Annotated in this window: 18 protein-coding genes; 14 read left to right on the top strand and 4 right to left on the bottom strand. The window is 71.4% G+C overall.

The window, feature by feature from the left end; genetic code table 11:
- Positions 1 to 14 precede the first annotated feature (14 nt).
- Positions 15 to 1529 (top strand): Asp-tRNA(Asn)/Glu-tRNA(Gln) amidotransferase subunit GatB, encoded by a 1515-nt coding sequence (gene gatB / locus PV682_RS16640; protein ID WP_319730439.1) that lies wholly within the window; start codon positions 15 to 17, stop codon positions 1527 to 1529.
- Positions 1530 to 1730: 201 nt separating this feature from the next.
- Positions 1731 to 2027 (top strand): hypothetical protein, encoded by a 297-nt coding sequence (locus tag PV682_RS16635; RefSeq protein ID WP_319730631.1) that lies wholly within the window; start codon positions 1731 to 1733, stop codon positions 2025 to 2027.
- On the opposite strand, the gene PV682_RS16630 is transcribed toward PV682_RS16635, so the two are convergent.
- Complete coding sequence (locus PV682_RS16630; protein ID WP_319730437.1) at positions 1993 to 3276, bottom strand: acyltransferase family protein; 1284 nt, start codon at positions 3274 to 3276, stop codon at positions 1993 to 1995. The two genes, PV682_RS16635 and PV682_RS16630, sit on opposite strands and share 35 nt — an antisense overlap.
- Before the next feature lie 181 nt (positions 3277 to 3457).
- Between PV682_RS16630 and PV682_RS16625 the strand changes: the two genes are divergently transcribed.
- From PV682_RS16625 to PV682_RS16600, 6 genes are all read left to right on the top strand, one after another.
- Positions 3458 to 4018, top strand: a complete 561-nt coding sequence (locus PV682_RS16625; protein WP_319730434.1) for a GNAT family N-acetyltransferase — start codon at positions 3458 to 3460, stop codon at positions 4016 to 4018.
- A gap of 35 nt (positions 4019 to 4053) precedes the next feature.
- On the top strand, positions 4054 to 4575 hold the full coding sequence (locus tag PV682_RS16620) for a hypothetical protein (protein WP_407705685.1): 522 nt from the start codon (positions 4054 to 4056) through the stop codon (positions 4573 to 4575).
- A 182-nt stretch (positions 4576 to 4757) separates the two neighbouring features.
- Complete coding sequence (locus PV682_RS16615) at positions 4758 to 4916, top strand: hypothetical protein (protein WP_319730429.1); 159 nt, start codon at positions 4758 to 4760, stop codon at positions 4914 to 4916.
- Between the two features lie 57 nt (positions 4917 to 4973).
- Positions 4974 to 7955 carry a helix-turn-helix transcriptional regulator gene (locus tag PV682_RS16610; RefSeq protein ID WP_319730629.1) on the top strand — a complete coding sequence of 994 codons (2982 nt, stop codon included), beginning with the start codon at positions 4974 to 4976 and terminating at the stop codon, positions 7953 to 7955.
- Positions 7956 to 8030: 75 nt separating this feature from the next.
- On the top strand, positions 8031 to 8285 hold the full coding sequence (locus PV682_RS16605) for a type II toxin-antitoxin system RelE family toxin (RefSeq protein ID WP_112476519.1): 255 nt from the start codon (positions 8031 to 8033) through the stop codon (positions 8283 to 8285).
- 33 nt (positions 8286 to 8318) lie between these two features.
- Complete coding sequence (locus PV682_RS16600; RefSeq protein ID WP_319730423.1) at positions 8319 to 8537, top strand: DUF6191 domain-containing protein; 219 nt, start codon at positions 8319 to 8321, stop codon at positions 8535 to 8537.
- 88 nt (positions 8538 to 8625) lie between these two features.
- Here PV682_RS16600 and PV682_RS16595 read toward each other — a convergent pair whose 3' ends face one another.
- On the bottom strand, positions 8626 to 9822 hold the full coding sequence (locus PV682_RS16595) for a PQQ-dependent sugar dehydrogenase (protein WP_319730420.1): 1197 nt from the start codon (positions 9820 to 9822) through the stop codon (positions 8626 to 8628).
- 53 nt (positions 9823 to 9875) lie between these two features.
- Complete coding sequence (locus tag PV682_RS16590) at positions 9876 to 10868, bottom strand: aldo/keto reductase (protein ID WP_319730418.1); 993 nt, start codon at positions 10866 to 10868, stop codon at positions 9876 to 9878.
- A gap of 78 nt (positions 10869 to 10946) precedes the next feature.
- Between PV682_RS16590 and PV682_RS16585 the strand changes: the two genes are divergently transcribed.
- From PV682_RS16585 to serA, 6 genes are all read left to right on the top strand, one after another.
- A complete protein-coding gene (locus tag PV682_RS16585) occupies positions 10947 to 11933 on the top strand; it encodes a 2-hydroxyacid dehydrogenase (protein ID WP_319730415.1) in 987 nt (328 codons plus the stop codon).
- A gap of 393 nt (positions 11934 to 12326) precedes the next feature.
- Positions 12327 to 15290: a putative bifunctional diguanylate cyclase/phosphodiesterase gene (locus tag PV682_RS16580; protein WP_319730413.1), complete on the top strand. Its 2964-nt coding sequence runs from the start codon at positions 12327 to 12329 to the stop codon at positions 15288 to 15290.
- Positions 15291 to 15575: 285 nt separating this feature from the next.
- Positions 15576 to 17423, top strand: a complete 1848-nt coding sequence (locus PV682_RS16575; RefSeq protein WP_319730411.1) for an acetolactate synthase large subunit — start codon at positions 15576 to 15578, stop codon at positions 17421 to 17423.
- 19 nt (positions 17424 to 17442) lie between these two features.
- On the top strand, positions 17443 to 17967 hold the full coding sequence (gene ilvN, locus PV682_RS16570) for an acetolactate synthase small subunit (RefSeq protein ID WP_055723150.1): 525 nt from the start codon (positions 17443 to 17445) through the stop codon (positions 17965 to 17967).
- An 85-nt stretch (positions 17968 to 18052) separates the two neighbouring features.
- On the top strand, positions 18053 to 19051 hold the full coding sequence (gene ilvC, locus PV682_RS16565; RefSeq protein WP_319730408.1) for a ketol-acid reductoisomerase: 999 nt from the start codon (positions 18053 to 18055) through the stop codon (positions 19049 to 19051).
- Positions 19052 to 19275: 224 nt separating this feature from the next.
- The gene (serA, locus tag PV682_RS16560; RefSeq protein WP_055723152.1) at positions 19276 to 20865 is read left to right on the top strand and encodes a phosphoglycerate dehydrogenase; all 1590 of its coding nucleotides are present in this window, start codon (positions 19276 to 19278) and stop codon (positions 20863 to 20865) included.
- Between the two features lie 276 nt (positions 20866 to 21141).
- Here the strand turns inward: serA and PV682_RS16555 are convergent, their stop codons facing one another.
- Positions 21142 to 22551, bottom strand: coding sequence for an MFS transporter (locus PV682_RS16555; protein ID WP_407705697.1), 1410 nt, complete (start codon positions 22549 to 22551; stop codon positions 21142 to 21144).
- Positions 22552 to 22604 lie beyond the last annotated feature (53 nt).

The following is a 22604-nucleotide window of genomic DNA, read 5'->3' as shown; positions in this document are numbered from 1 at the left end:
GGGAAGTTTTCACCGTGACCACCACGACCGACCTGGTGTCGTACGAGGACGCACTCGCGTCGTACGACCCCGTCATGGGCCTTGAGGTCCATGTCGAACTCGGCACCAAGACCAAGATGTTCTGCGGCTGTTCGACCGCCCTCGGGCAGGACGCGAACACCCAGACCTGCCCGGTCTGCCTCGGCCTGCCCGGCGCGCTCCCGGTCGTCAACGCGACCGGCGTCGAGTCCGCGATCAAGATCGGCCTCGCGCTGAACTGCGAGATCGCCGAGTGGTGCCGCTTCGCCCGGAAGAACTACTTCTATCCGGACATGCCGAAGAACTTCCAGACCTCCCAGTACGACGAGCCGATCGCCTTCAACGGCTATCTGGACGTCCAGCTGGAGGACGGCGAGACCTTCCGCGTGCAGATCGAGCGCGCGCACATGGAGGAGGACACCGGCAAGTCGACGCACGTCGGCGGCGCCACCGGCCGTATCCACGGCGCGTCCCACTCCCTGCTCGACTACAACCGCGCCGGCATCCCCCTCATCGAGATCGTCACCAAGCCGATCGAGGGCGCGGGCGAGCGGGCCCCCGAGGTCGCGCGCGCGTACGTCCGTGAGCTGCGCGAGCTGATCAAGGCGCTCGGCGTCTCCGAGGCCCGCATGGAGATGGGCCAGATGCGCTGCGATGTCAACCTGTCGCTGCGCCCCCACGGCGTGGCCAAGTTCGGCACCCGCAGCGAGACGAAGAACGTCAACTCGCTGCGGTCCGTCGAGCGCGCGGCCCGCTTCGAGATCATGCGGCACGCGGCGGTCCTGGACGCGGGCGGCACGATCATCCAGGAGACCCGGCACTTCCACGAGGACACGGGGTCCACGACCTCCGGCCGCGTCAAGGAAGAGGCCGAGGACTACCGGTACTTCCCGGAGCCCGACCTCGTCCCCGTCGCGCCCTCGCGTGAATGGGTCGAGGAACTCCGCGCCGGGCTCCCGGAGTTGCCGCTCGCCCGCCGCAACCGGCTGCTCGCCGAGTGGGGCATCACCGGCACCGAGATGCAGGCGATCCTCAACGCCGGCGCCCTCGACCCGATCGTCGCCACGATCGACGCCGGCGCGGACGCGGCCTCCGCCCGCAAGTGGTGGATGGGCGAGCTGGCCCGCAGCGCCAACGAGTCCCAGGTCTCCCTGGACGAGCTGGCGATCACGCCGGTCCAGGTCGCCCGGGTCTCCGAACTCGTCACCAAGGGCGACCTGAACGACAAGTTGGCCCGGCAGGTCATCGAGGGCGTCCTCGCGGGCGAAGGCACCCCGGACGAGGTCGTCGACAAGCGGGGCCTCAAGGTCGTCTCCGACGACGGCGCGCTCAACAAGGCCGTCGAGGACGCCATCGCGGGCAACCCCGGCATCGCCGACAAGATCCGCGGCGGCAAGGTCGCGGCGGCGGGCGCGCTCGTGGGCGCGGTCATGAAGGCGACCCGGGGCCAGGCGGACGCGGCTCGCGTCAAGGAGCTGATCCTGGAGCAGCTGGGTGTGACGGAGGGCTGAATCCCCACGTCCTGAAGGGGGTTGGCGCGGCGACGCGTCAACCCCCTTTCCCCGTTGAGTGATACGGGGGACCGGGACCGTACTGCTCACCGTGAGCGTTCACGAGAACGTTCACGCAACGCCTCTCAGGACGGCGCGCTATGCTCCCGCGCCGTGAGGACCGACACCCGGGACGAGACCGACGTGACGACGATCCACCCCATGAACAACGCCACCGCCGGGGACGCGGAGGACGACGACATGGACCCAGTCGAAGACGCCCGCCGGGCCCGCTGGACGGCGACCGGCACCGGCGTCCTGCTCACCCTCGCCGGTCTCGCCGCAGCCCTCCTGCGGATCGGCGGCGGAAACCCGGCCCTGGTCCCGGCCGCGTTCGCGACAGGCGCCGCGATCTGCGGGTGCGCCGCGTTCCTCGGGGCCCGGGGGCACACCCGGCGCGCTCTGTGGCTGCTGGTCCTCGGCGTCATGGTGATGGCGTTCGGGGACCAGGCACACTGACGGCAACCCGAACCGTCTCCTCGGGCGCCGGCTCCCCGGCCACGGTTTCCTTGGCCGCCTCCCCGGCCGATGCCTCCCCGGCCACCGTCTCCTTGGCCACAGGCTCGCCGGCCACCCTCGCTTTGGCCACCGCCTCCTTCGGCCCGCGCGCCGCCGCGAGCCCCCGCGTGAGCCCCCTGCGCATCCACCGCCCCATCGGGCGCTCCACCCACCGCCAGATCCCGTACGACAGGAGCAGCATCGCGGTCGTCACCACGGCCATGTTCCCCCAGTGGCCGAGGGCGGGCACGTGCCGGGTGAGGCCCTTGGCGAGCGGGTAGCCGAGGCTCATGTGGACCAGGTAGAACGGGTAGGTCAGCGCCCCCGCCGTCACCAGCCAGCGCCAGCTCAGGTTCCGCAGCGGGCCGATGGTGGCCAGCATGAGGACGCCGAGGAACGCCGTCAGCAGCAGCGCGCACAGGCTCCAGGAGACGGTGCGGGTGCTTCCGGGCGCGGCCATGTGCCAGTCGACGCGTATCTGGAGCACGCTGAGCTGGTACGCCCACGCCATCCCCAGCAGGGTCCACAGCATCAGGTTCCGCCCGAACCGGAACATGAGATAGAGCGCGATCCCGGCGACGAACAGCCCCGCGTATCCGCTCAGGACGAACTGGTCGAGCAGCCTGTTCTGGGTGGAGTGCGTGACGTACGCGGCGACCAGCCAGACCGTGCAGAAGCCGAGCAGCCGCTCGTAGGTCGCGCCGAACTTCAGCACGATCGCCATCAGCAGATAGAAACGCGCCTCCAGATCGAGCGTCCAGGCGACCCCGGCGAGCAGATCGACGTCCAACGCGCCGGGAAACATCGTCAGGTTGGCCAGCACGGTCCGCGGGTGCAGGTCCTCCGGAAGGTTGTCGGACTTCTGGGGGAACACCGCGAGACGGGTGACGAGCAGCACGATCACCGCCCAGTACGCGGGGAAGAGCCGCGAGAGCCGGGACACCGCGAACTCGCCCGGCGTGCGCCCCCACGCGCTCATACAGATCACGAACCCGCTGATCAGGAAGAACATCTCGACCCCGAGCCAGCCGTACATCGAGGCGCGGTGCACGGTGTACGCGAACTCTCTGGGCGCCTCGCCCCAGATGCTCGGGAAGTTCTGGCCGAAGTAGTGGAAACAGGCGACCGCGAGCGCCGCCGCGAGGCGCAGCCCGTCGACGAGGGCGAGCCGCGGCGGCCGGTCGGGACTGTTCACCTGGCGGACGGACAACGTTCCTCCTGTCGACGAACTGTGCGGTTCCTACGGGGTGTAGGAGTCGCGGGCGCCCGAATAGTTGTTGCAGGGACGGGAGTTGTTACGTCCCTGTGATGCGACGAGGGGCGGCTCGCCGCCGGATCCGAGGGCCGTGAGAGGGTCGTGCCAACGGTTGATCCACACGAGAGGCAGCAGCATGTACGGGGTGTCCCTGGGGGACGACGGGGCCGAGCTGCGGCCCCTTGAGACGTGGCACGCCGAGGAACTCCTCGCCCACTTCGACCGGGGCCGCGACCACATCGGCCGGTTCATCGGCTTCAGCTCCCGCGAGACGGACGTCGAGTCGACCCGCTCGCTGCTCAAGCGCTACGCCGACAAACGCACCGAGGACTCCGGCTCCCTGCACGGTATCTGGTACGACGGCACGCTCGTCGGCGGCGTCCTGTTCCGTACGTTCGACGCGGCCACCGGCGTCTGCGAGGTCGGCTGCTGGCTGGAGCCCGCCGGGGTCGGCAAGGGCCTCGTCACGCGCGCGATGCACGTCATGATCGACTGGGCCGTCGACGTACGCGGCATGCACCGCGTCGAATGGCACGCCGCCTCCGGCAACACGGCCAGCTTGAACGTCGCCCGCCGCCTCGGCATGAAGCAGGACGGCGTCCTGCGCGGCAGCCACCTCCACAAGGGCGAGCGGCACGACATCGAGATCTGGTCGCTGCTCGCGACGGAGTGGCGTACCGCGCACAGCGATCATTAAGGAACCTCTCAGACGGCGTCCGTACGGTGCGGGGCATGGCTACCAAGACAGAAGACAACGCCGGCGAGATCTCCGAGGTGGAGCTGACCAAGGGCGCCGAGGAGGAGCCCCTCGCGGACGACGAACTCCTCGCGGAGGGCGGGGAACCGGAGCCGAAGGAGACGTCGTACGTCGGACAGGGTGCCGCGGCTGTCGTCTCCGCCGCCCTCGGGTTCGTGTCGCTGAGCGGCAGTTGGATCGGTACGGTCGCGTCCGCGCGCGAGACGCTGATAGGCCAGCTCCAGACGTCCTCGACGGCGGGTGTCCCCACGCAGCTCAAGGAGATCTACGGCGACGCCTGGAAGACCAGCGCGTTGTACGCCGGTCTCTTCGCTCTCATCGCCTTGGTCACCGCCGTCGTCGTCCTGGTCCGGCCCGCTTTCGGCAACCCGGACAAGGCGCAGCCGGCGTGGATCAAGTCCGTCGCCTGGGGCGGCGTCGCCCTCGGGGTGATCGGCCTGCTGCTGGCCGTACTCAAGTACAGCGACGCCCTTCTGAGCGTGCCGTCCGCGAGCTGACCGAGCCGATCAGGGGTTCTCAGGGGCCGCCGTAAGCACCTACGGCGGTCCCTAAGGACCCTTCTCCCGTTTCTAAGGCCCCCGCCCCCGCCGAAGATGCGGAACTCTCCCGATGTGCCCGACCCCCCTCGGGAACGAAGGTGGAACCACCACCGAGACAGACCGAGACAGGGAGAGTCCAGATGTTCCAGTACGAGTCCCACCAGCTCCGCTCCGCCGAACTGATCCGGCGCGCGAACCACGAGCGGCTGGTCAACGAGGCGGTACGCGCACGCAAGGACGCCGCCGGGGCGTCCGATACGAAGCAGCCCCAACGGCACTGGTTCACCAGGGCGGCGTGAGTGCCGCCGGATGCCGTGCGCGCGATAACCGCTGGGGCGTTGTCAGACCCGTGTGCGATGCTCGGCGGCGTGGAGATGAGGTCGGTCAGTCCCGTGTTCGTGGGTCGAGCGGATGAGCTCGGCGCGCTGAACGACGCGCTCGCGCGTGCGGCGGCGGGGGAGCCGCAGGCGCTGGTCGTCGGGGGCGAGGCGGGGGTCGGGAAGACGCGGCTGGTCGAGGAGTTCGGGGCGGTCGCCGAGCGGCAGGGGGCGGTCGTCGCGGTCGGCGGCTGTGTCGAGATCGGCGCCGACGGGCTGCCGTTCGCGCCGTTCTCCACCGCCCTGCGCGCCCTGCGCCGGGCCCTGCCCGAGGAGTTGGCCGCCGCTGCCGCCGGGCAGGAGGAGGAGCTGGCCCGGCTGCTGCCCGAACTCGGCGAGACCGCGCGCGGGCGGCACGACGAGGAGGGCACCGCCCGCCTCTTCGAACTGACCGCGCGCCTGCTGGAGCGGGTCGCCGACGGGCGTACGGTCGTCGTCGTCATCGAGGACCTGCACTGGGCGGACACCTCGACCCGCCACCTCCTGGCCTACCTGTTCCGCACGCTGCGCACGGGCAGGCTGCTCGTCCTCGCGACGTACCGCAGCGACGACATCCACCGCCGCCACCCCCTGCGCCCCCTCCTCGCCGAACTCGACCGCCTGCGCACGGTCCGCCGCATCGAACTCGCCCGCTTCACGCGCGAGGAGGTGGGCCGTCAGATCGCCGGCATCCTCGCCGCGGAACCCGACCCCGCGCAGGTCGACGAGATCTTCGAGCGGTCCGACGGGAACGCGTTCTTCGTCGAGGAACTCGCCGTCGCCTGCACCGGCGAGTGCTGCGCCGGGCTCACCGACTCCCTGCGGGACCTCCTCCTCGTCCGCGTGGAGGCGCTGCCCGACCACGCGCAGCGCGTCGCGCGGATCACCGCCGAAGGGGGGTCGACGGTCGAGTACCCGCTGCTCGCCGCCGTCGCCGGGCTCTGCGAGGACGACCTCATCGAGGCGCTGCGCGCGGCCGTCGGCGCGAGCATCCTGATTCCCGCGCCCGGCGGCGACGGCTACCGGTTCCGGCACGCGCTCGTACGCGAGGCCGTCGCGGACGACCTGCTGCCGGGGGAGCGGTCGCGGCTGAACCGGCGGTTCGCGCAGGCGCTGGAGGCCGAGCCCGGGCTCGTCCCCGCCGACCAGCGGGCGACGCGCCTCGCGAGCTACTGGTACCACGCGCACGACCCGGCGAAGGCGCTGCCCGCCGTGCTCGACGCGGCGGCGGAGGCGCGGTCGCGGCACGCGTACAGCGAGCAACTGCGGTTGCTGGAGCGGGCGATGGAGCTGTGGGACGCGGCGCCGGGGGAAGTCCTCGCGCGGCTGCGGCCCGTCGACTACGCGGAGGCGTACCCCCCGTCCGGCTACGCCCCGGGGACGACACCCCTCAGCTACCTGGACCTGATGGCCGAGGCGGCCGTCGCGGGCCGGCTGTCCGGCGCGCGGGAACGGGCCCTGAAGATCACCCGGCGGGCCCTGCGGCTGCTGGAGGAGGACCCCGACCCGCTGCGCGCCGCCTGGTTCTGGGTCCAGCGCTCCAAGCTGCTGCCCGCGCTCGGGCGCGGCGACGGCTGGCAGGAACTGTCCACCGCGCAGGACCTGGTGCGCGGGCTGCCGCCGTCCACCGTGCACGCCGAGGTGCTGTCGTCCGTCGCGGGCTGGTACATGCTCCACGAACCCGGGCCCGAGGCGATCGGCGCCGCCCAGCGGGCCGTGGAGTACGCGCGCATGGTCGGCGCCGAGGAGATCGAGTACCAGGCCCGCCTGGACCTCGGCGGGCTGATGGTCGGCGCCGGGGACATCGAGGCCGGGCTCGCGGAGATGCGGGAGGTCACGGAGCGGTTCGTGGCCCGCCGGATCTTCTCCGGGATCGGCCGCGCCCACGTCAACCTGCCGTCCGCGCTGGAGAGCGTCGGCCGCTCCGCCGAGTCCGCGGCCCTGCTGCGGGAGGGCCTGCGGATCGTCAAGAAGTGGGGGCTGCGCAACAACGAGCCCTGGATCTGGGCCAACCTCGCGGAGTCCCTGATCTCCCTGGGCCGGTGGGACGAGGCCGCCGAGGCGGCCTTCAACGCGCGATACGCCGTCCAGGCGACCAAACCCCGCGGCGCGGGCTTCTACTTCCTCGCCCACCTCGCCCTCGCGCGCGGGCGGCTCACCGACGCGGCCCAGTACCTCGCCGAGGGCCAGGCGTCCTTCGGCCCCCACGACCGGATGCCGCAGTACGTCCTGCCCTTCGCCTCGTTGAGCCTCGCCCTCGCCGCCGCCGAGGGGCGTATCGACGACGCCCGTACGGAACTGACCCACGTCCTCGACGCGGGGCTCGCCCCGCAGGTCCACCGCGACGCCTGGCCGCTGCTCCTCGCCGCCGCGAGCGCCGAGGCGGACGCCCGGGAGGCGTCGGCGGCGCACGTGGCGCGCATCCGGGAGACGGCGCGGAAACTCGCCACGCCCGCGCCGATGTGGTGCGCGTACGACCTGTGGGTGCGCGCGGAACTCCAGCGGGCGCAGGGGCGGGACACCGTGGACGAGTGGTCCGACGTGGTCACCGCGTTCGAGTGCCTGGAGCGGCCCTACGACCTGGCGCGCGTGCGCTACCGCCTCGCGGAGAGGCTGGTCGTGTCCGGCGGGGACGACGAGCGCGCCCGTGCGGCGGACCTCCTGCGCCTGGTCCAGGCCGTGGCCGAGCACCTCAAGGCCCGCCCCCTCCTCGAATCCACCGCCCACCTCACCCGCCGGGCCCGCCTGACCCCGCCCCCCACCCCCACCGACGCCCTCGGCCTCACCACCCGCGAACACGACGTCCTGCGCCTCGTCTCCGCCGGCCACACCAACCGCCAGATCGCCGAGCACCTCTTCATCTCCCCCAAGACCGCGAGCGTCCACGTCTCCAACATCCTGGCGAAGCTCTCGGTGTCGACCAGAGGCGAGGCGGCGGCACTGGCCCACCGACTGGGCCTGTTCCCGGTGGGCGCGGGCTGACGCGACCTTGGGCGAGACGGAGTGGGGGCGGGTGCGGGACAATGGAAACGTTCATGAACCCTGGAGGGAGCTGTGTTGTACCAGATCCAGTTCACCGAGCAAGCCGCAGCGCAGCGCGATGCCCTTCCCGAAGACCGTCGCAAACTCCTGGAGCGCGGGCTTCTCAAACTGGCTGAGGACCCCTTCACCCCGGTCTCGCAGGCCGTCAGCGGTGAGGACATCCGGGTTGTCTCGGTCGCGCCAGGCCTCGCTGTCGACTACATGGTGCACAGGGCGTTCCTGATCCTCGTGTCCGTGGCGATTCTCGACAAGTCCTTGCTCGACGAGTAGCCGACCGCCTCGACGAGGCCCGGAGGAGCTGCGATGTTCAACGCCTTTGAGGAACTCTTCTCCCCGGGCCGTAAGCACACGCAGGACGAGCAGAACCGGCTGGAGCTGACGCGGGAGGACGTCGGGGACGGGGATCCGGGGCGGGGGCCGATAGATCTGTCGTCGGGGAAGGTCACGGTGCGGGTGGCGCGTGCGGAGGAGGAGCCGGCGTCACCGGGTGAGGCTCTCGGGGACGACGCGGAGAAGGGCTGACGGCTCCCAGGGATCGCGCGCGGGGCCGACCCCGCCGGTGGCCGCCCGATGGCCTCGACGCCCGTGTTGCACCTCGGCCGTGCACCCCTCAGCTCACCTCAAGCTCCAGAATCCGGTCGTCCCCGTTGCGCACCTCACCGCGCCCGTCCGTGTTGCTGGTCGTCACCCACAGCTTGTCGCCCCCGGCGGCGACCACCGTCCGCAGCCGCCCGTACTCCTCCGTCAGGAACGCCTGCGGTTCGGCGGAAGCCTCCGTGCCGTTCAGCGGGACGCGCCACAGGCGCTGGCCCCGGAGCCCGGCCATCCAGAGGGAGCCCCGCGCGTACGCGATCCCGCTGGGGGACGCCTCGGCGGTGGACCACTGGGCGAGGGGGTTGCGGTACGCGGCGTCGGTGGACCTGCCCTCCGCCTCGGGCCAGCCGTAGTTGCCGCCGGGGGCGATCGCGTTGAGTTCGTCCCACGTGTTCTGCCCGAACTCGGCGGCGAAGAGGCGCTGCCGGGAGTCCCAGGCGAGCCCCTGGACGTTGCGGTGGCCGTAGGAGTAGACGGGGGAGCCGGGGGTGGGGTTGCCCGGCGCGGGCTCGCCCTCGGGGGTCAGCCGGAGGATCTTGCCGCCGAGGGAGCCGCGGTCCTGGGAGAGCCCCGTGTCACCGGACTCCCCGGTGCCCGCGTACAGCATCCCGTCGGGCCCGAACGCGATACGCCCGCCGTTGTGGATGCGCCCCTTGGGGATGCCCCTGAACACCGTGTCGGGAGCCCCGAGCTGCTGCCCCGCCGGCCGCTGGACGTCGTACCGCATCCGGACGATGCGGTTGTCGGACTCGGACGTGAAGTACGCGTACACCATCCGGTCGGAGGCGAACCGGGGCGACAGGGCGAGCCCCAGCAGCCCCCCTTCGCCGTCGGGCGACACCCCGGGCACCTCGCCCGCCTCGGTCTTGGACCCGCCCTCGACCAGCGTGACCGTCCCCTCGTCCCGGGACGCCACCAGCAGCCCCCCGCCGGGGATCGCGGCGACACCCCAGGGCGACTTCAGCCCCTCGGCGACGGTCCGCACGACCCGGACGGACCCCTTCGCGGGCGGCGGCTCGGCCTCCCCGCGAGGAGCCGGGCTCCCGGCGGAGGAAGGAGCCCCGGGGGACGCCCCGCCCTCGGGCTCCCGCGCATCGGAGTCCCCGGACGAGCACCCGGCCCCCAGCAGCAGCACCCCGACCGCCACCCCGGCCACCACACCGCGACGTCCCACGAACCCGACCCCTTCCACCCGCCGACCTCTGCCTGTCATACGAGCCGCACGCCCCACGAGTTCCCGCCCCACCGCGAGAGATCCCGGCCGCCTCAGTCCCACGACCCCAGGGCCCGGGGCAGCGCGGCGACTTCCGCCAGATCCTCCGCGCTCAGCCGCACCTCGGCGGCCCCCGCGTTCTCGGTGACCCAACGTTCCTGCTTGGCCCCCGGCAAGGCGATCACGTGCCGCCCCTGGGCCAGCACCCAGGCGAGGGCGACCTGCGCGACGGTCGCCCCGTGGCGTGCGGCGACGCGGCGCAGCCCGGCGACGATCGGCTGGTTCGCGGCCATCATCTCGGCGGTGAAGCGGGGGTGGCGCGCACGCATGTCGTCGGGTTCGAAACCCTGCCCCGGGGTGAGCGTGCCGGTGAGGTACCCGTTCCCGAGGGGCATCGCGGCGAGGAAGGTGATGTTGCGGGAGGCGCACCAGGGCAGCAGGGAGGCGAGCGCCTCGGGGGACCAGACGGACAGTTCCGCCTGGACGGCGGCGACGGGGAACACCTGCTGGACGCGCGTCAACTGGCGCAGCGTCGGCTCGTGGAGGTGTGCGCCGGAGCGCCGCTGCCCCCGCGCCCCCAGCGCGCACAGCCCGAGCGCCCGCACCTTGCCCGCGCGCACGAGGTCGGCCATGGCGCCCCAGGTCTCCTCGACGGGCACCTCGGGGTCGGCGCGGTGGAGCTGGTAGAGGTCGATGACGTCGGTCTGGAGCCGCCGCAGGGACGCGTCGCAGGCGCGCCGGACGTACCCGGGGCGGCCGTTGGCGACGATGTGCTGATCGCCGACGAGCAGCCCCACCTTGGTGGCGACGAACGCCTCACCGCGCCGCTCCTTCAGGGCCCGCCCCACGAGCAGCTCGTTGGTGAACGGCCCGTACATGTCGGCGGTGTCCACTAAGGACGACCCCACGTCCAGTGCCCGGTGCACCGCGCGCGCGGACTCGTCGCCCCGCCGCCGCGAGCCGCTGTACCCCCAGCTCATCGGCATGCACCCGAGTCCGACGGCCCCCGCCGAGAGCGCGCCGGCGCCGATCGTCCTGCGCTCCACCTGCCCCTGACCCTCCCTCTCCTGAACTCCTCAAACCTAACCTCTGCACGCGCGCGTGCCTGACATAACCTCCTGCCCATGACTGACGACACCGCACGTCACAGCGTTCAAGACGTCTGGCTCTCCATCCCGCCGGAGGAGATCGAGGGCCTCCCGCAGGGCCCGAACTACCTTTTCTGGGACGGCGGCCCGGACGGCACCCAGCCCTATCCCGGCGACCCGGCGCGGTGCGCCTTCTACGTCGTTCCGTACATGAAGCGCCAGCCCGTGAAGATCGGCCCGCTGGAGGCGATGCCGAACCTCCGCGTCGTCCAGACCCTCACGGCCGGTGTGGACGACATCACGGCCCGCCTCGACCTGCTCCGACCCGGTGTGAAGCTGTGCAACGCGCGCGGGGTGCACGAAACGAGCACCGCCGAACTCGCCCTCACGCTCACGCTCGCTTCCCTGCGCGGCATCCCGGGCTTCGTGCGCGCGCAGGACCGCCAGGAGTGGCAGGGCGGCTTCCACCCGGCGCTCGCGGACCGCACGGTCCTGATCCTCGGCTACGGCGCGATCGGCGAGGCGATCGAGGACCGGCTCACGGCGTTCGAGATCGCGCGGGTGGTACGGGTCGCGCGCGCCGGGCGCACGACGGAGCGCGGACCGGTGCATTCCATCGAGGAGCTGCCGGAACTGCTTCCGCTCGCGGATGTCGTGATAGTGGTGACGCCGCTCACTGAGAGCACTCGTATGCTCGTCAACAAGCCGTTTCTGGCCCGCATGAAGGACGGCGCGCTCTTGGTCAACGTGGCGCGTGGGGCGGTGGTGGACACCCAGGCGCTGCTCGCTGAGCTGGAGTCGGGCCGCCTGACGGCCGCGCTGGACGTCACCGATCCCGAGCCGCTGCCCGCCGGGCACCCGCTGTGGAGTGCGCCGGGAGTCCTGATCAGCCCGCACGTCGGCGGCCCGAGCAGCGCTTTCCTGCCAAGGGCCAAGCGCCTGCTGGTCGACCAGTTGGTGAGATATGTGAACCGCGAACCTCTGCGGAACGTGATCCTGACGACGGGCGTGGCAGGCGTGTAACCGGATTCAGGTACCCTCCGCAGTCCTCCGGACGCGGGGTGTACCGGCATAGTCGCTGGTCGTCACGGAGCGTAGAGGAACTATGTCCCTGAGTGACGAGACTGGTGTATCGTCCCGGACAGGGGCAGCGCCACGCACGATTCGGCGCCGGGGATGGACGTTCACGGATTTGTGAGGGGGGCGACGGGCGATGCACGGCCTACAGGCGAACGGTCCGACGCGGCGGGGCCGCCGACGGCGACCCTGGAGCACCGCGCCACGCAGAAACGGCTCGCAAGGCGGCCACACCACCGCACACGGCAACCGGAACAGCGCGTCCCACGTCGGCACCGACCACCCGCCCCACGCAGGCGACCACCACCGCCCGGGGCCGAAGCAGACCGGGAGGCCCTGGTGAACGCGCCGCCCTCCGCCATGACGACGACGCTCGACGAGATGCTGCGCCCCCACCCCGAACCGGGGACGCCGCCCGCCAGGCCCCCGGCCTCCCGGGGAACCACCCGGACCCTGGTCCACCAACTCCTCATCGCCCTGGTCTGCGCGGGTTACGCCATCGGCTCCGCGCTCGGCTGGGGCGATCGGCAACTCGCCCTGATCATGGGCGACTTCGGGCTCAGCGCGGCGGCCGGCACCGCGGCCGTGTCCTGTTTCCTGTACGCGCGCAGCCGCCACGTCCGCTTTCGGCCGGCCTGGCTGCTGTTCGCCCTCTCCTCCGCGATGGCCTCGCTCGGCAACCTGATCTGGGGCTGGTACGAGGTCGTCCTCGACGCCCGGGTGCCGAGCCCCAGCTACGCCGACCTGTTCTTCCTGTGCTTCGCCCCGCCCGCCATCGTCGGCCTCCTCGTGCTGGCGACCAGGCCCGTCTCGAAGGCCGGCTGGGTCTGCCTCGCCCTGGACGCCTGGCTGATCGCCGGCTCCCTGCTCACGCTCTCCTGGAGCCTCGCCCTCGCGCAGGCCGCCAAGTTCGAGGGCACCGGCGTCGCGCACACCGCGCTGTCCCTGGCGTACCCGCTCCTGGACATCGCGCTGGTCAGCATGGTCCTCGTCCTGCACTTCCGCAGGTCCTCGGTGAACCGCACGGCCGTCAACACCGCCGTGGGGGCCCTCGCGCTCACCGTGATGTGCGACGCCCTGTTCACCTCGCCCCTGCTGCACAACGGCTACCGCTCGGGCCAGCTCCTGGACGCGGGCTGGTTCGCCGGCTCGCTCCTGCTGGCGTACGCGCCCTGGGCCGCGACCGGCACCACCCGCGCCGAGACCCCCACGAGCCTGTGGGGCGCCGACCCGCGCATCGTCCACGAGCACATCCCGGGCCGCGACCACCGCCACCCGGCGCCGCCGACCCTCGACCGCCCGCGCCCGCGGCCCAGCACGCCACCCCCCGACCGCCACCACAGCACCACCCGCCCCATCACGGGCTCGCTGGCCGCGCTCACGCCGTACCTCGCGGCGGCCGTCTGCACGCTGGGCATCCTCTACAACGTCCTCAACGGCCGCAGCGTCGACCGCGTCGTCCTGCTCACCGGAGGCGCCGTCGTCCTCGCCCTCGTCGTCCGCCAGGGCATCATGCTCCTCGACAACGTCAAGCTCACCCAGGAGCTGGCGCAGAAGGAGAACTACTTCCGCTCCCTGGTCCAGGGCTCCAGCGACGTCATCATGATCGCCGCCCCGAGCGGCGCCCTGAAGTACGTCTCACCGGCAGCCGCGGGCGTGTACGGCCGCCCCGCCGAGGAGATGCACGGCCGGGAGCTCGCGCACTTCATCCACCCCGACGACCTCGGCGGCGTCGTCCACGAGGTGCGCCGCTTCCTCGCCACCAGCCCGTACGACGAACCCACCACCCGCATCGAGTGCCGCTTCCGCTCCGGCGACGGCGGCTGGCTGAACGTGGAGTCCACCGTCAACCGCCACCACGGCGGCCTGATCTTCAACAGCCGCGACGTCACCGAACGCGTCCGGCTCCAGGCCCAGCTCCAGCACAGCGCCGAGCACGACCCGCTCACCGACCTGCCCAACCGCGCCCTGTTCACCCAGCGCGTCCAGCAGGCCCTGTCCGGCCGCCGCAGCTCCGACCGGGGCCACGCCCTGCGCAACACGGCCGTGCTCTTCATCGACCTCGACGGCTTCAAGGCCGTCAACGACACCATCGGCCACGCCGCCGGCGACGACCTCCTGATCCAGGCGGCCCGCCGCCTCCAGGACGCCGTACGCCAGGGCGACACGGCCTCCCGGCTCGGCGGCGACGAGTTCGCGGCGCTCATCATGGGCGACAACTCCCGCGACCGCGGCGCCCGCGAACGGCACATCCTGGAGCTCGCCGACCGCCTCAGGATCGCCCTCTCGCAGCCGTACGCCATCGACGGCAACGACGTGCGCGTCGCCGCCTCCATCGGTGTCGCCTTCGCCGAACCGGGCCTGGGCGCGGGCGAGTTGCTGCGCAACGCCGACCTCGCGATGTACCGCGCGAAATCCGGCGGCAAGGGCCGCGTCGAGCTGTACCAGCCGCAGATGCAGCAGGACGTGGTGCGCAAGGCGGAGCTGGCGACGCGGCTGCGCGCGGCGCTCAACGACGGCGAGTTCACGCTCGTGCACCAGCCCGTCGTCCGGCTCGCGGACGGCCGGATCTCGTCGGTCGCGGCGCTCGCGCGCTGGCGGTCCTCGCAGGGTGTGCTGTTCACGCCGGCCGAGTTCCTGCGGGTCGCCGAGGACGGCGACCGGACGGCGGAGCTGGCGCAGTGGGTGCTGGCCGAGGCGGTCGAGCTGGCCGCCGAGCGCGCGGCCACGGGGCTGTCCGTGCCGGTGACCGTGCGCACGGACGCGCGCAGGCTCGTCGAGCGGTCCTCGCCGCTCGCCGCCGCCGAGGCGCTGCTGACCCGGCACGGGCTGCCGTCCGGGGCGCTCACGATCGAGCTGGCCGGCGCCGACCCGGCGGTGCCGCTGGAGGACCTGGAGCGGCGCCTGAGCGCCCTGCGGCGCCTCGGCGTCCGGATCGTGCTCGACGGCCTCGGCACGGGCTGTACGGGGCTCACGGCGCTGCGCAGGCTGCCCGTGGACGTCCTCAAGCTCGACCGGGGGCTCGTCGACGGCGTCGTGGAGTCCGCGCGGCTGCACAAGATCACCGCCGGGGTCCTCAGGATCGCCGCCGACCTGGGGCTCGACACCGTCGCCGAAGGCGTCGACCGGCCCGAACAGGTCGTCGCCCTGCGGGAGATGGGGTGCACGCACGGGCAGGGCGCGGCGTTCTCCGAGCCGCTCGACGAGTACCCGCTGCGGCGGGCGCTGGCGTCCGGCCACTACCCGGTCCCGCACGGGCCGGGGGAGCCGGTGCTGGCGGGCGGGGGACCGGCGCACACATGACCCCGCGGCCCACATACTGAGACCCCCGTCCCACCCGCTTGACAGTGGATGTGCGTCGGGGGGAGGGTCATTGCCATGCGCACCCGAATTCTCGTACTTGGACAGCGCGTCGGCTGAAGCTGTGGACGCCCGGACGACCCGGACCTCCCAGCGCACGCACCCGACGCGCTCCCCTCGCTTGCCTTACGGCACGAGGGGTTTTTTGTTGCACGGACGCCCTCCGGGCAACAGCCGCACTTCGCACGAAACCCGCAAAAAACCCTCAGCATCGAGAAGAGAATGCCGATGACCGAGCAGGCCACCGGGGCCCCGCATCCGCAGCCGCGGCCCCGATCCGGAGGACACCCCACACCCGTCGAGCACGTGACGGGTGCGCAGTCCCTCGTCCGCTCGCTTGAAGAGGTGGGAGCCGACACGGTCTTCGGCATTCCGGGCGGCACGATCCTGCCGGCGTACGACCCGATGATGGACTCCACGCGGGTGCGCCACGTCCTGGTCCGCCACGAGCAGGGCGCGGGCCACGCGGCGACCGGATACGCGCAGGCCACCGGCAAGGTCGGCGTCTGCATGGCGACCAGCGGCCCCGGCGCGACCAACCTGGTGACCCCCATCGCGGACGCGAACATGGACTCGGTGCCGCTCGTGGCGATCACCGGGCAGGTCGTCTCCGCCGCGATCGGCACCGACGCCTTCCAGGAGGCGGACATCGTCGGCATCACGATGCCGATCACCAAGCACAGCTTCCTCGTCACCAAGGCCGAGGACATCCCGCGCACGATCGCGCAGGCGTTCCACATCGCCTCCACCGGCCGCCCGGGACCGGTCCTGGTCGACATCCCCAAGGACATCCTCCAGGCGAAGACCACCTTCTCCTGGCCCCCGGTCATGGACCTGCCCGGCTACCGCCCGGTGACCAAGCCGCACGCCAAGCAGATCCGCGAGGCCGCCAAGCTGATCACCCAGGCCAAGCGGCCCGTCCTGTACGTCGGCGGCGGCGTCATCAAGGCGCAGGCGACGGCCGAGCTGAAGGTCCTCGCCGAGCTGACCGGCGCCCCCGTCGTCACGACGCTGATGGCGCTGGGCGCCTTCCCCGACAGCCACCCCCAGCACCTGGGCATGCCCGGCATGCACGGCACGGTCGCCGCCGTCACCGCGCTCCAGAAGTCCGACCTGCTCGTCACCCTCGGCGCCCGCTTCGACGACCGCGTCACCGGCAAGCTGGACAGCTTCGCCCCCGACGCGAAGATCGTCCACGCCGACATCGACCCGGCGGAGATCGGCAAGAACCGCGCCGCCGACGTGCCGATCGTCGGGGACGCCCGCGAGGTCATCGCCGACCTGGTCCAGGCCGTCCAGAAGGAGCACAGCGAGGGCCACCAGGGCGACTACAGCGCCTGGTGGAAGGACCTCAACCGCTGGCGCGACACCTACCCGCTGGGCTACGACCTGCCCGCCGACGGCACCCTCTCCCCGCAGCAGGTCATCGAGCGCATCGGCCAGCTCGCCCCCGAGGGCACGATCTTCACCGCGGGCGTCGGCCAGCACCAGATGTGGGCCGCCCACTACATCCAGTACGAGAACCCGGCGACCTGGCTGAACTCCGGCGGCGCCGGAACCATGGGGTACGCGGTGCCCGCCGCCATGGGCGCCAAGGCCGGCCGGCCCGAGCGCACGGTGTGGGCCATCGACGGCGACGGCTGCTTCCAGATGACCAACCAGGAACTCACCACCTGCGCCCTGAACAACATCCCCATCAAGGTCGCCGTCATCAACAACGGCGCCCTCGGGATGGTCCGCCAGTGGCAGACCCTGTTCTACAACCAGCGCTACTCCAACACCGTCCTGCACTCCGGCCCCGAGGACGTCAACCCCGAGGCGCGCGGCACCCGCATCCCCGACTTCGTGAAGCTGTCCGAGGCCATGGGCTGCCACGCCATCCGCTGCGAGTCCCCGGACGACCTCGACAAGGTCATCGAAGAGGCCAACGCGATCAACGACCGGCCCGTCGTCATCGACTTCATCGTCCACGAGGACGCCATGGTGTGGCCGATGGTCGCCGCCGGCACCTCCAACGACGAGATCATGGCCGCCCTGAACGTCCGCCCCGACTTCGGCGACAACGAAGACGACTGAGAGAAGGCTTCAGCAGAACATGTCCAAGCACACGCTCTCCGTCCTGGTCGAGAACAAGCCCGGCATCCTCGCCCGGATCGCCGCCCTGTTCTCCCGCCGCGGCTTCAACATCGACTCCCTCGCCGTCGGAGTCACCGAACACGCCGACATCTCCCGCATCACCATCGTCGTGAGCGTCGACGCGCTGCCCCTGGAACAGGTCACCAAGCAGCTCAACAAGCTCGTCGAGGTCCTCAAGATCGTCGAACTCGAACCCGCACAGGCCGTCCACCGCGAACTCGTTCTGGTGAAGGTCCGCGCGGACAACGAGACCCGCTCCCAGATCGTCGAGATCGTCCAGCTCTTCCGCGCCAAGACCGTCGACGTCTCCCCGGAGGCCGTCACCATCGAGGCCACCGGCGGCGCCGACAAGCTCGGCGCCATGCTGAAGATGCTGGAGCCCTTCGGCATCAAGGAACTCGTCCAGTCCGGCACGATCGCCATCGGCCGCGGCGCCCGCTCCATCACGGACCGCTCGCTGCGCGCCCTGGACCGCAGCGCGTAATCCGCATACCGAGACCCCGCATCCTCCCCCCACCCCGCCGTCATACGGTGGGACGCAACACCTGCACTCAAGGAGAGAACCCAAAGTGGCCGAGCTGTTCTACGACGCCGACGCCGACCTGTCCATCATCCAGGGCCGCAAGGTCGCGGTCATCGGCTACGGCAGCCAGGGCCACGCCCACGCGCTGTCCCTGCGCGACTCGGGCGTGGACGTCCGCGTCGGTCTGCACGAGGGCTCCAAGTCCAAGGCCAAGGCCGAGGAGCAGGGCCTGCGTGTGGTGACCCCGGCCGAGGCCGCCGCCGAGGCCGACGTGATCATGATCCTGGTGCCGGACCCGATCCAGGCCCAGGTCTACGAGGAGTCCGTCAAGGACAACCTGAAGGACGGCGACGCCCTGTTCTTCGGCCACGGCCTCAACATCCGCTACGGCTTCATCAAGCCCCCGGCCGGTGTCGACGTCTGCATGGTCGCCCCCAAGGGCCCCGGCCACCTGGTGCGCCGCCAGTACGAGGAGGGCCGCGGCGTCCCGTGCATCGTCGCCGTCGAGCAGGACGCCACCGGCAAGGGCTTCGACCTGGCGCTCTCCTACGCCAAGGGCATCGGCGGCACCCGCGCCGGGGTCATCAAGACCACCTTCACCGAGGAGACCGAGACCGACCTGTTCGGTGAGCAGGCCGTCCTCGCCGGTGGTACGGCGGCGCTGGTGAAGGCGGGCTTCGAGACGCTCACCGAGGCCGGCTACCAGCCCGAGATCGCCTACTTCGAGTGCCTGCACGAGCTGAAGCTGATCGTCGACCTCATGTACGAGGGCGGCCTGGAGAAGATGCGCTGGTCGATCTCCGAGACCGCCGAGTGGGGCGACTACATCACCGGCCCGCGCATCATCACCGACGCCACCAAGGCCGAGATGAAGCAGATCCTCGCCGAGATCCAGGACGGCACCTTCGCCAAGAACTGGATGGACGAGTACCACGGCGGCCTGAAGAAGTACAACGAGTACAAGAAGGCCGACTCCGAGCACCTGCTGGAGACCACCGGCAAGCAGCTGCGCAAGCTGATGAGCTGGGTCAACGAAGAGGCCTGAGCCTGAGTCCGACGGGGCCGGCGCGACGCGTTCCGGCCCCGTCGCACACCCGTACGGGAGCCGTGTCTCGTAATTTCCCCGAGACGTCTACGACACCTCCCGGCGCCATTACACTGCTGCACATCACGCGTCAGGCCCACAGCGTCGTGCGTCTTCCGCGGTAGCCCCTCCTCCGCCGCGGCCGTCGGGACGGCCGTCCGCGCATTGGACCTGTGAGGACTCACGTGAGCTCGAAACCTGTCGTACTCATCGCTGAAGAGCTGTCGCCCGCGACCGTGGACGCGCTTGGCCCCGACTTCGAGATCCGGCACTGCAACGGAGCGGACCGAGCCGAACTGCTCCCCGCCATCGCCGACGTCGACGCGATCCTGATCCGCTCCGCCACCAAGGTGGACGCCGAGGCCATCGCCGCCGCGAACAAGCTGAAGGTCGTCGCGCGAGCCGGCGTCGGCCTCGACAACGTCGACGTGTCCGCCGCGACCAAGGCCGGCGTGATGGTCGTCAACGCGCCGACCTCCAACATCGTCACCGCCGCCGAGCTGGCCTGCGGGCTGCTGCTCGCCACCGCGCGGCACATCCCGCAGGCCAACGCCGCGCTCAAGAACGGCGAGTGGAAGCGGAGCAAGTACACCGGCGTCGAGCTGGCCGAGAAGACGCTGGGCGTCGTGGGCCTGGGCCGCATCGGCGCGCTCGTCGCCCAGCGGATGTCCGCGTTCGGCATGAAGGTCGTCGCCTACGACCCCTACATCCAGCCCGCCCGCGCCGCGCAGATGGGCGTCAAGGTCCTCTCTCTCGACGAGCTGCTCGAAGTCTCCGACTTCATCACCGTCCACCTCCCCAAGACCCCCGAGACCGTCGGCCTCATCGGCGACGAGGCGCTGCGCAAGGTCAAGCCGACCGTGCGCATCGTCAACGCGGCGCGCGGCGGGATCGTGGACGAGGAGGCGCTGTACTCGGCGCTGAAGGAAGGGCGCGTGGCCGGGGCCGGCCTCGACGTCTACGCCAAGGAGCCGTGCACCGACTCCCCGCTGTTCGAGTTCGACCAGGTCATCTCCACGCCCCACCTGGGCGCCTCCACCGACGAGGCCCAGGAGAAGGCGGGCATCGCCGTCGCCAGGTCCGTGCGGTTGGCGTTGGCGGGTGAACTGGTCCCCGACGCGGTCAACGTCCAGGGCGGCGTCATCGCGGAGGACGTGAAGCCGGGGCTGCCGCTCGCCGAGCGGCTGGGCCGGATCTTCACCGCCCTCGCCGGTGAGGTCGCGGTCCGCCTCGACGTCGAGGTGTACGGCGAGATCACGCAGCACGATGTGAAGGTGCTGGAGCTTTCGGCTTTGAAGGGTGTCTTCGAGGACGTCGTCGACGAGACGGTCTCCTACGTCAACGCCCCCCTCTTCGCGCAGGAGCGCGGCGTCGAGGTCCGCCTCACGACCTCGTCCGAGGCGACGGACCACCGCAACGTCGTGACCGTCCGCGGCACCCTCTCCGACGGCGAGGAGGTGTCCGTCTCCGGCACGCTGGCCGGTCCGAAGAACGTGCAGAAGATCGTCGCGGTCGGTGAGTACGACGTCGACCTCGCCGTCGCCGATCACCTGGTCGTCCTGCGGTACGAGGACCGTCCCGGCGTCGTCGGCACGGTGGGCCGCATCTTCGGCGAGGCGGGCATCAACATCGCCGGCATGCAGGTGGCCCGTTCCGCCGCCGGCGGTGAGGCGCTGGCCGTCCTGACGGTGGACGAGGCGGTCGCCGCGGGCGTTCTGACCGAGGTGGCCGCGGAGATCGGCGCGACGTCGGCCCGCGCGGTGAACCTGGTCTAGGGCCGAGGCACCTGGGGGCTCCACCCCCAGACCCCCGGCCTATGCCCACCCACCGCCCGTTTGCGGTGAGTTGAGAGGTGGGCGCCGAAAAGCCTTTGGGGCGGACCGAGTTGATTCGGTCCGCCCCGATGCGTTGGGGTGCGGGTGCGGGGCTTCCCGCTTGACTGGTGCCTTTGGTGCGGCGCGAGGTTGGTGTCTTATCGGCGAGACGAACCGGAGCCTCCTGGCCAACGCGGGGCGACAGCCGTTCCTTCAGGGGCGCGGGGAACTGCGCGATCAACCACGACGGCGCAGCACCAACCCACCCGCCGAAGCCCCCACCAACACCACAGCCCCCGCAATCGCCGCCCCCTGCATCCCTGATGTGAACGCTCCTCGCGCCGCCTCCGCCAGTCCCGGCACCCGGTCCGCGACCGCCAGCGCGCCCCCCAGCGTCTCCCGGGCCACGTCCGGAGCCGTCCCCGGCATTTCGTGGCGGTAGATGCCCGTGCCGATGGAGCCCAGCACCGCCATCCCCATCGCGCCCCCGAACTCGCCCCCCGTCTCCAGCAACGAGGCGGCGGAGCCGGCGCGTTCGGCCGGGGCGGAGCCCACCGCGAGGTCGGTCATGGGGGACATGACGGCGACGATGCCGCAGGACAGGACGCCGCACGCGGCGAGGACGAGCCACAGGGAGTCCGGGCCGGCGAGGGACAGCATGGCGTAACCGCACGCCGCGACCAGGAACCCGGCGGTGACCACGGACGCCCGGTCGACGCCCTTGTGGACGAGGGACGTTGCCAAGGGGGCCGCGATCCCGATCGGTACCGCCGGGAGCAGGGCCCATAGCGATGCCTCCAACGCGCTTTTGCCGAGCACCGATTGGAGGTACTGCGTGGTGAAGAACGCGGACCCCATCATCCCGAACGCGGCGACGGAGTTGAGCCCGAGGGCGATGCCGAACCCCCGTGCCCGGAACAAGGCCGGGGAGATCATGGGGTGTTGGACAAGGCGCTGGCGCCGGACGAACAGCACGGCGAAGAAGAGCCCGACGGCGAGGGAGAGCAGGTACTCGCCCCGTATCCCCTCGGAGGGAATCTCCTTGAGCCCGTAGACGACGGGCAGCACGGCGCCCAGGGACAGCGGGACGCTCACCCGGTCGAACGCCCCCGGTGAGGGATCGCGGGACTCGGGCAGCAGCACCGGCCCGAGGAGCAGCAGCAGGGCCATGGCGGGGAGGTTGACGAGGAAGACGGACCCCCACCAGAAGTACTGGACGAGGACGCCGCTCATGACGGACCCGAGGGCGACCCCGGCGGTCATGACGGTGGCCCAGAGCCCGATGGCCTTGGCCCGCTGCACGGGGTCCGTGAACATGGTCCGTACGAGGGCCATGGTGGACGGCATGAGTGTGGCCCCGCCGACGCCGAGCAGGGCGCGCGCGGCGATGAGCGCCTCGGCGGTGTGCGCGTACGCGGCGAGCAGCGAGGCCGCCCCGAACGCGACGGCGCCCATCAGCAGCAGTTTCCGCCGCCCGATCCGGTCCCCGAGCGACCCCATGGTCATCAGCAGCCCGGCGAGCACGAACGCGTAGATGTCGAAGATCCACAGCTGCTGGGTCCCGCTGGGTTCGAGGTCCGCGCTGATCGCGGGGACGGCGAAGTAGAGGACGGACACGTCCATGGAGACCAGCAGCAGCGGCAGCATCAGCACGGCGAGAGCGGTCCACTCACGCCGTCCGGCACGGTTCACGTGCGTCG

This window comes from Streptomyces niveiscabiei (assembly GCF_033794345.1).
GTDB lineage: Bacteria > Actinomycetota > Actinomycetes > Streptomycetales > Streptomycetaceae > Streptomyces > Streptomyces niveiscabiei.
Note: the sequence above shows the minus strand (reverse complement) of the source record. Positions and strands in the feature narration are given on the sequence as shown.

Bases quoted from the DNA above. Each gene is read 5' to 3' on its own strand.
- ilvN (WP_055723150.1), top strand. From the start codon at position 17,443: ATGTCCAAGCACACGCTCTCCGTCCTGGTCGAGAACAAGCCCGGCATC.
- PV682_RS16600 (WP_319730423.1), top strand. From the start codon at position 8,319: ATGTTCAACGCCTTTGAGGAACTCTTCTCCCCGGGCCGTAAGCACACG.
- PV682_RS16575 (WP_319730411.1), top strand. From the start codon at position 15,576: ATGACCGAGCAGGCCACCGGGGCCCCGCATCCGCAGCCGCGGCCCCGA.
- PV682_RS16635 (WP_319730631.1), top strand. From the start codon at position 1,731: ATGAACAACGCCACCGCCGGGGACGCGGAGGACGACGACATGGACCCA.
- PV682_RS16555 (WP_407705697.1), bottom strand. From the start codon at position 22,551: ATGCTGCCGCTGCTGCTGGTCTCCATGGACGTGTCCGTCCTCTACTTC.
- PV682_RS16625 (WP_319730434.1), top strand. From the start codon at position 3,458: ATGTACGGGGTGTCCCTGGGGGACGACGGGGCCGAGCTGCGGCCCCTT.
- PV682_RS16595 (WP_319730420.1), bottom strand. From the start codon at position 9,822: ATGACAGGCAGAGGTCGGCGGGTGGAAGGGGTCGGGTTCGTGGGACGT.
- PV682_RS16615 (WP_319730429.1), top strand. From the start codon at position 4,758: ATGTTCCAGTACGAGTCCCACCAGCTCCGCTCCGCCGAACTGATCCGG.
- PV682_RS16585 (WP_319730415.1), top strand. From the start codon at position 10,947: ATGACTGACGACACCGCACGTCACAGCGTTCAAGACGTCTGGCTCTCC.
- PV682_RS16620 (WP_407705685.1), top strand. From the start codon at position 4,054: ATGGCTACCAAGACAGAAGACAACGCCGGCGAGATCTCCGAGGTGGAG.
- PV682_RS16610 (WP_319730629.1), top strand. From the start codon at position 4,974: ATGCTCGGCGGCGTGGAGATGAGGTCGGTCAGTCCCGTGTTCGTGGGT.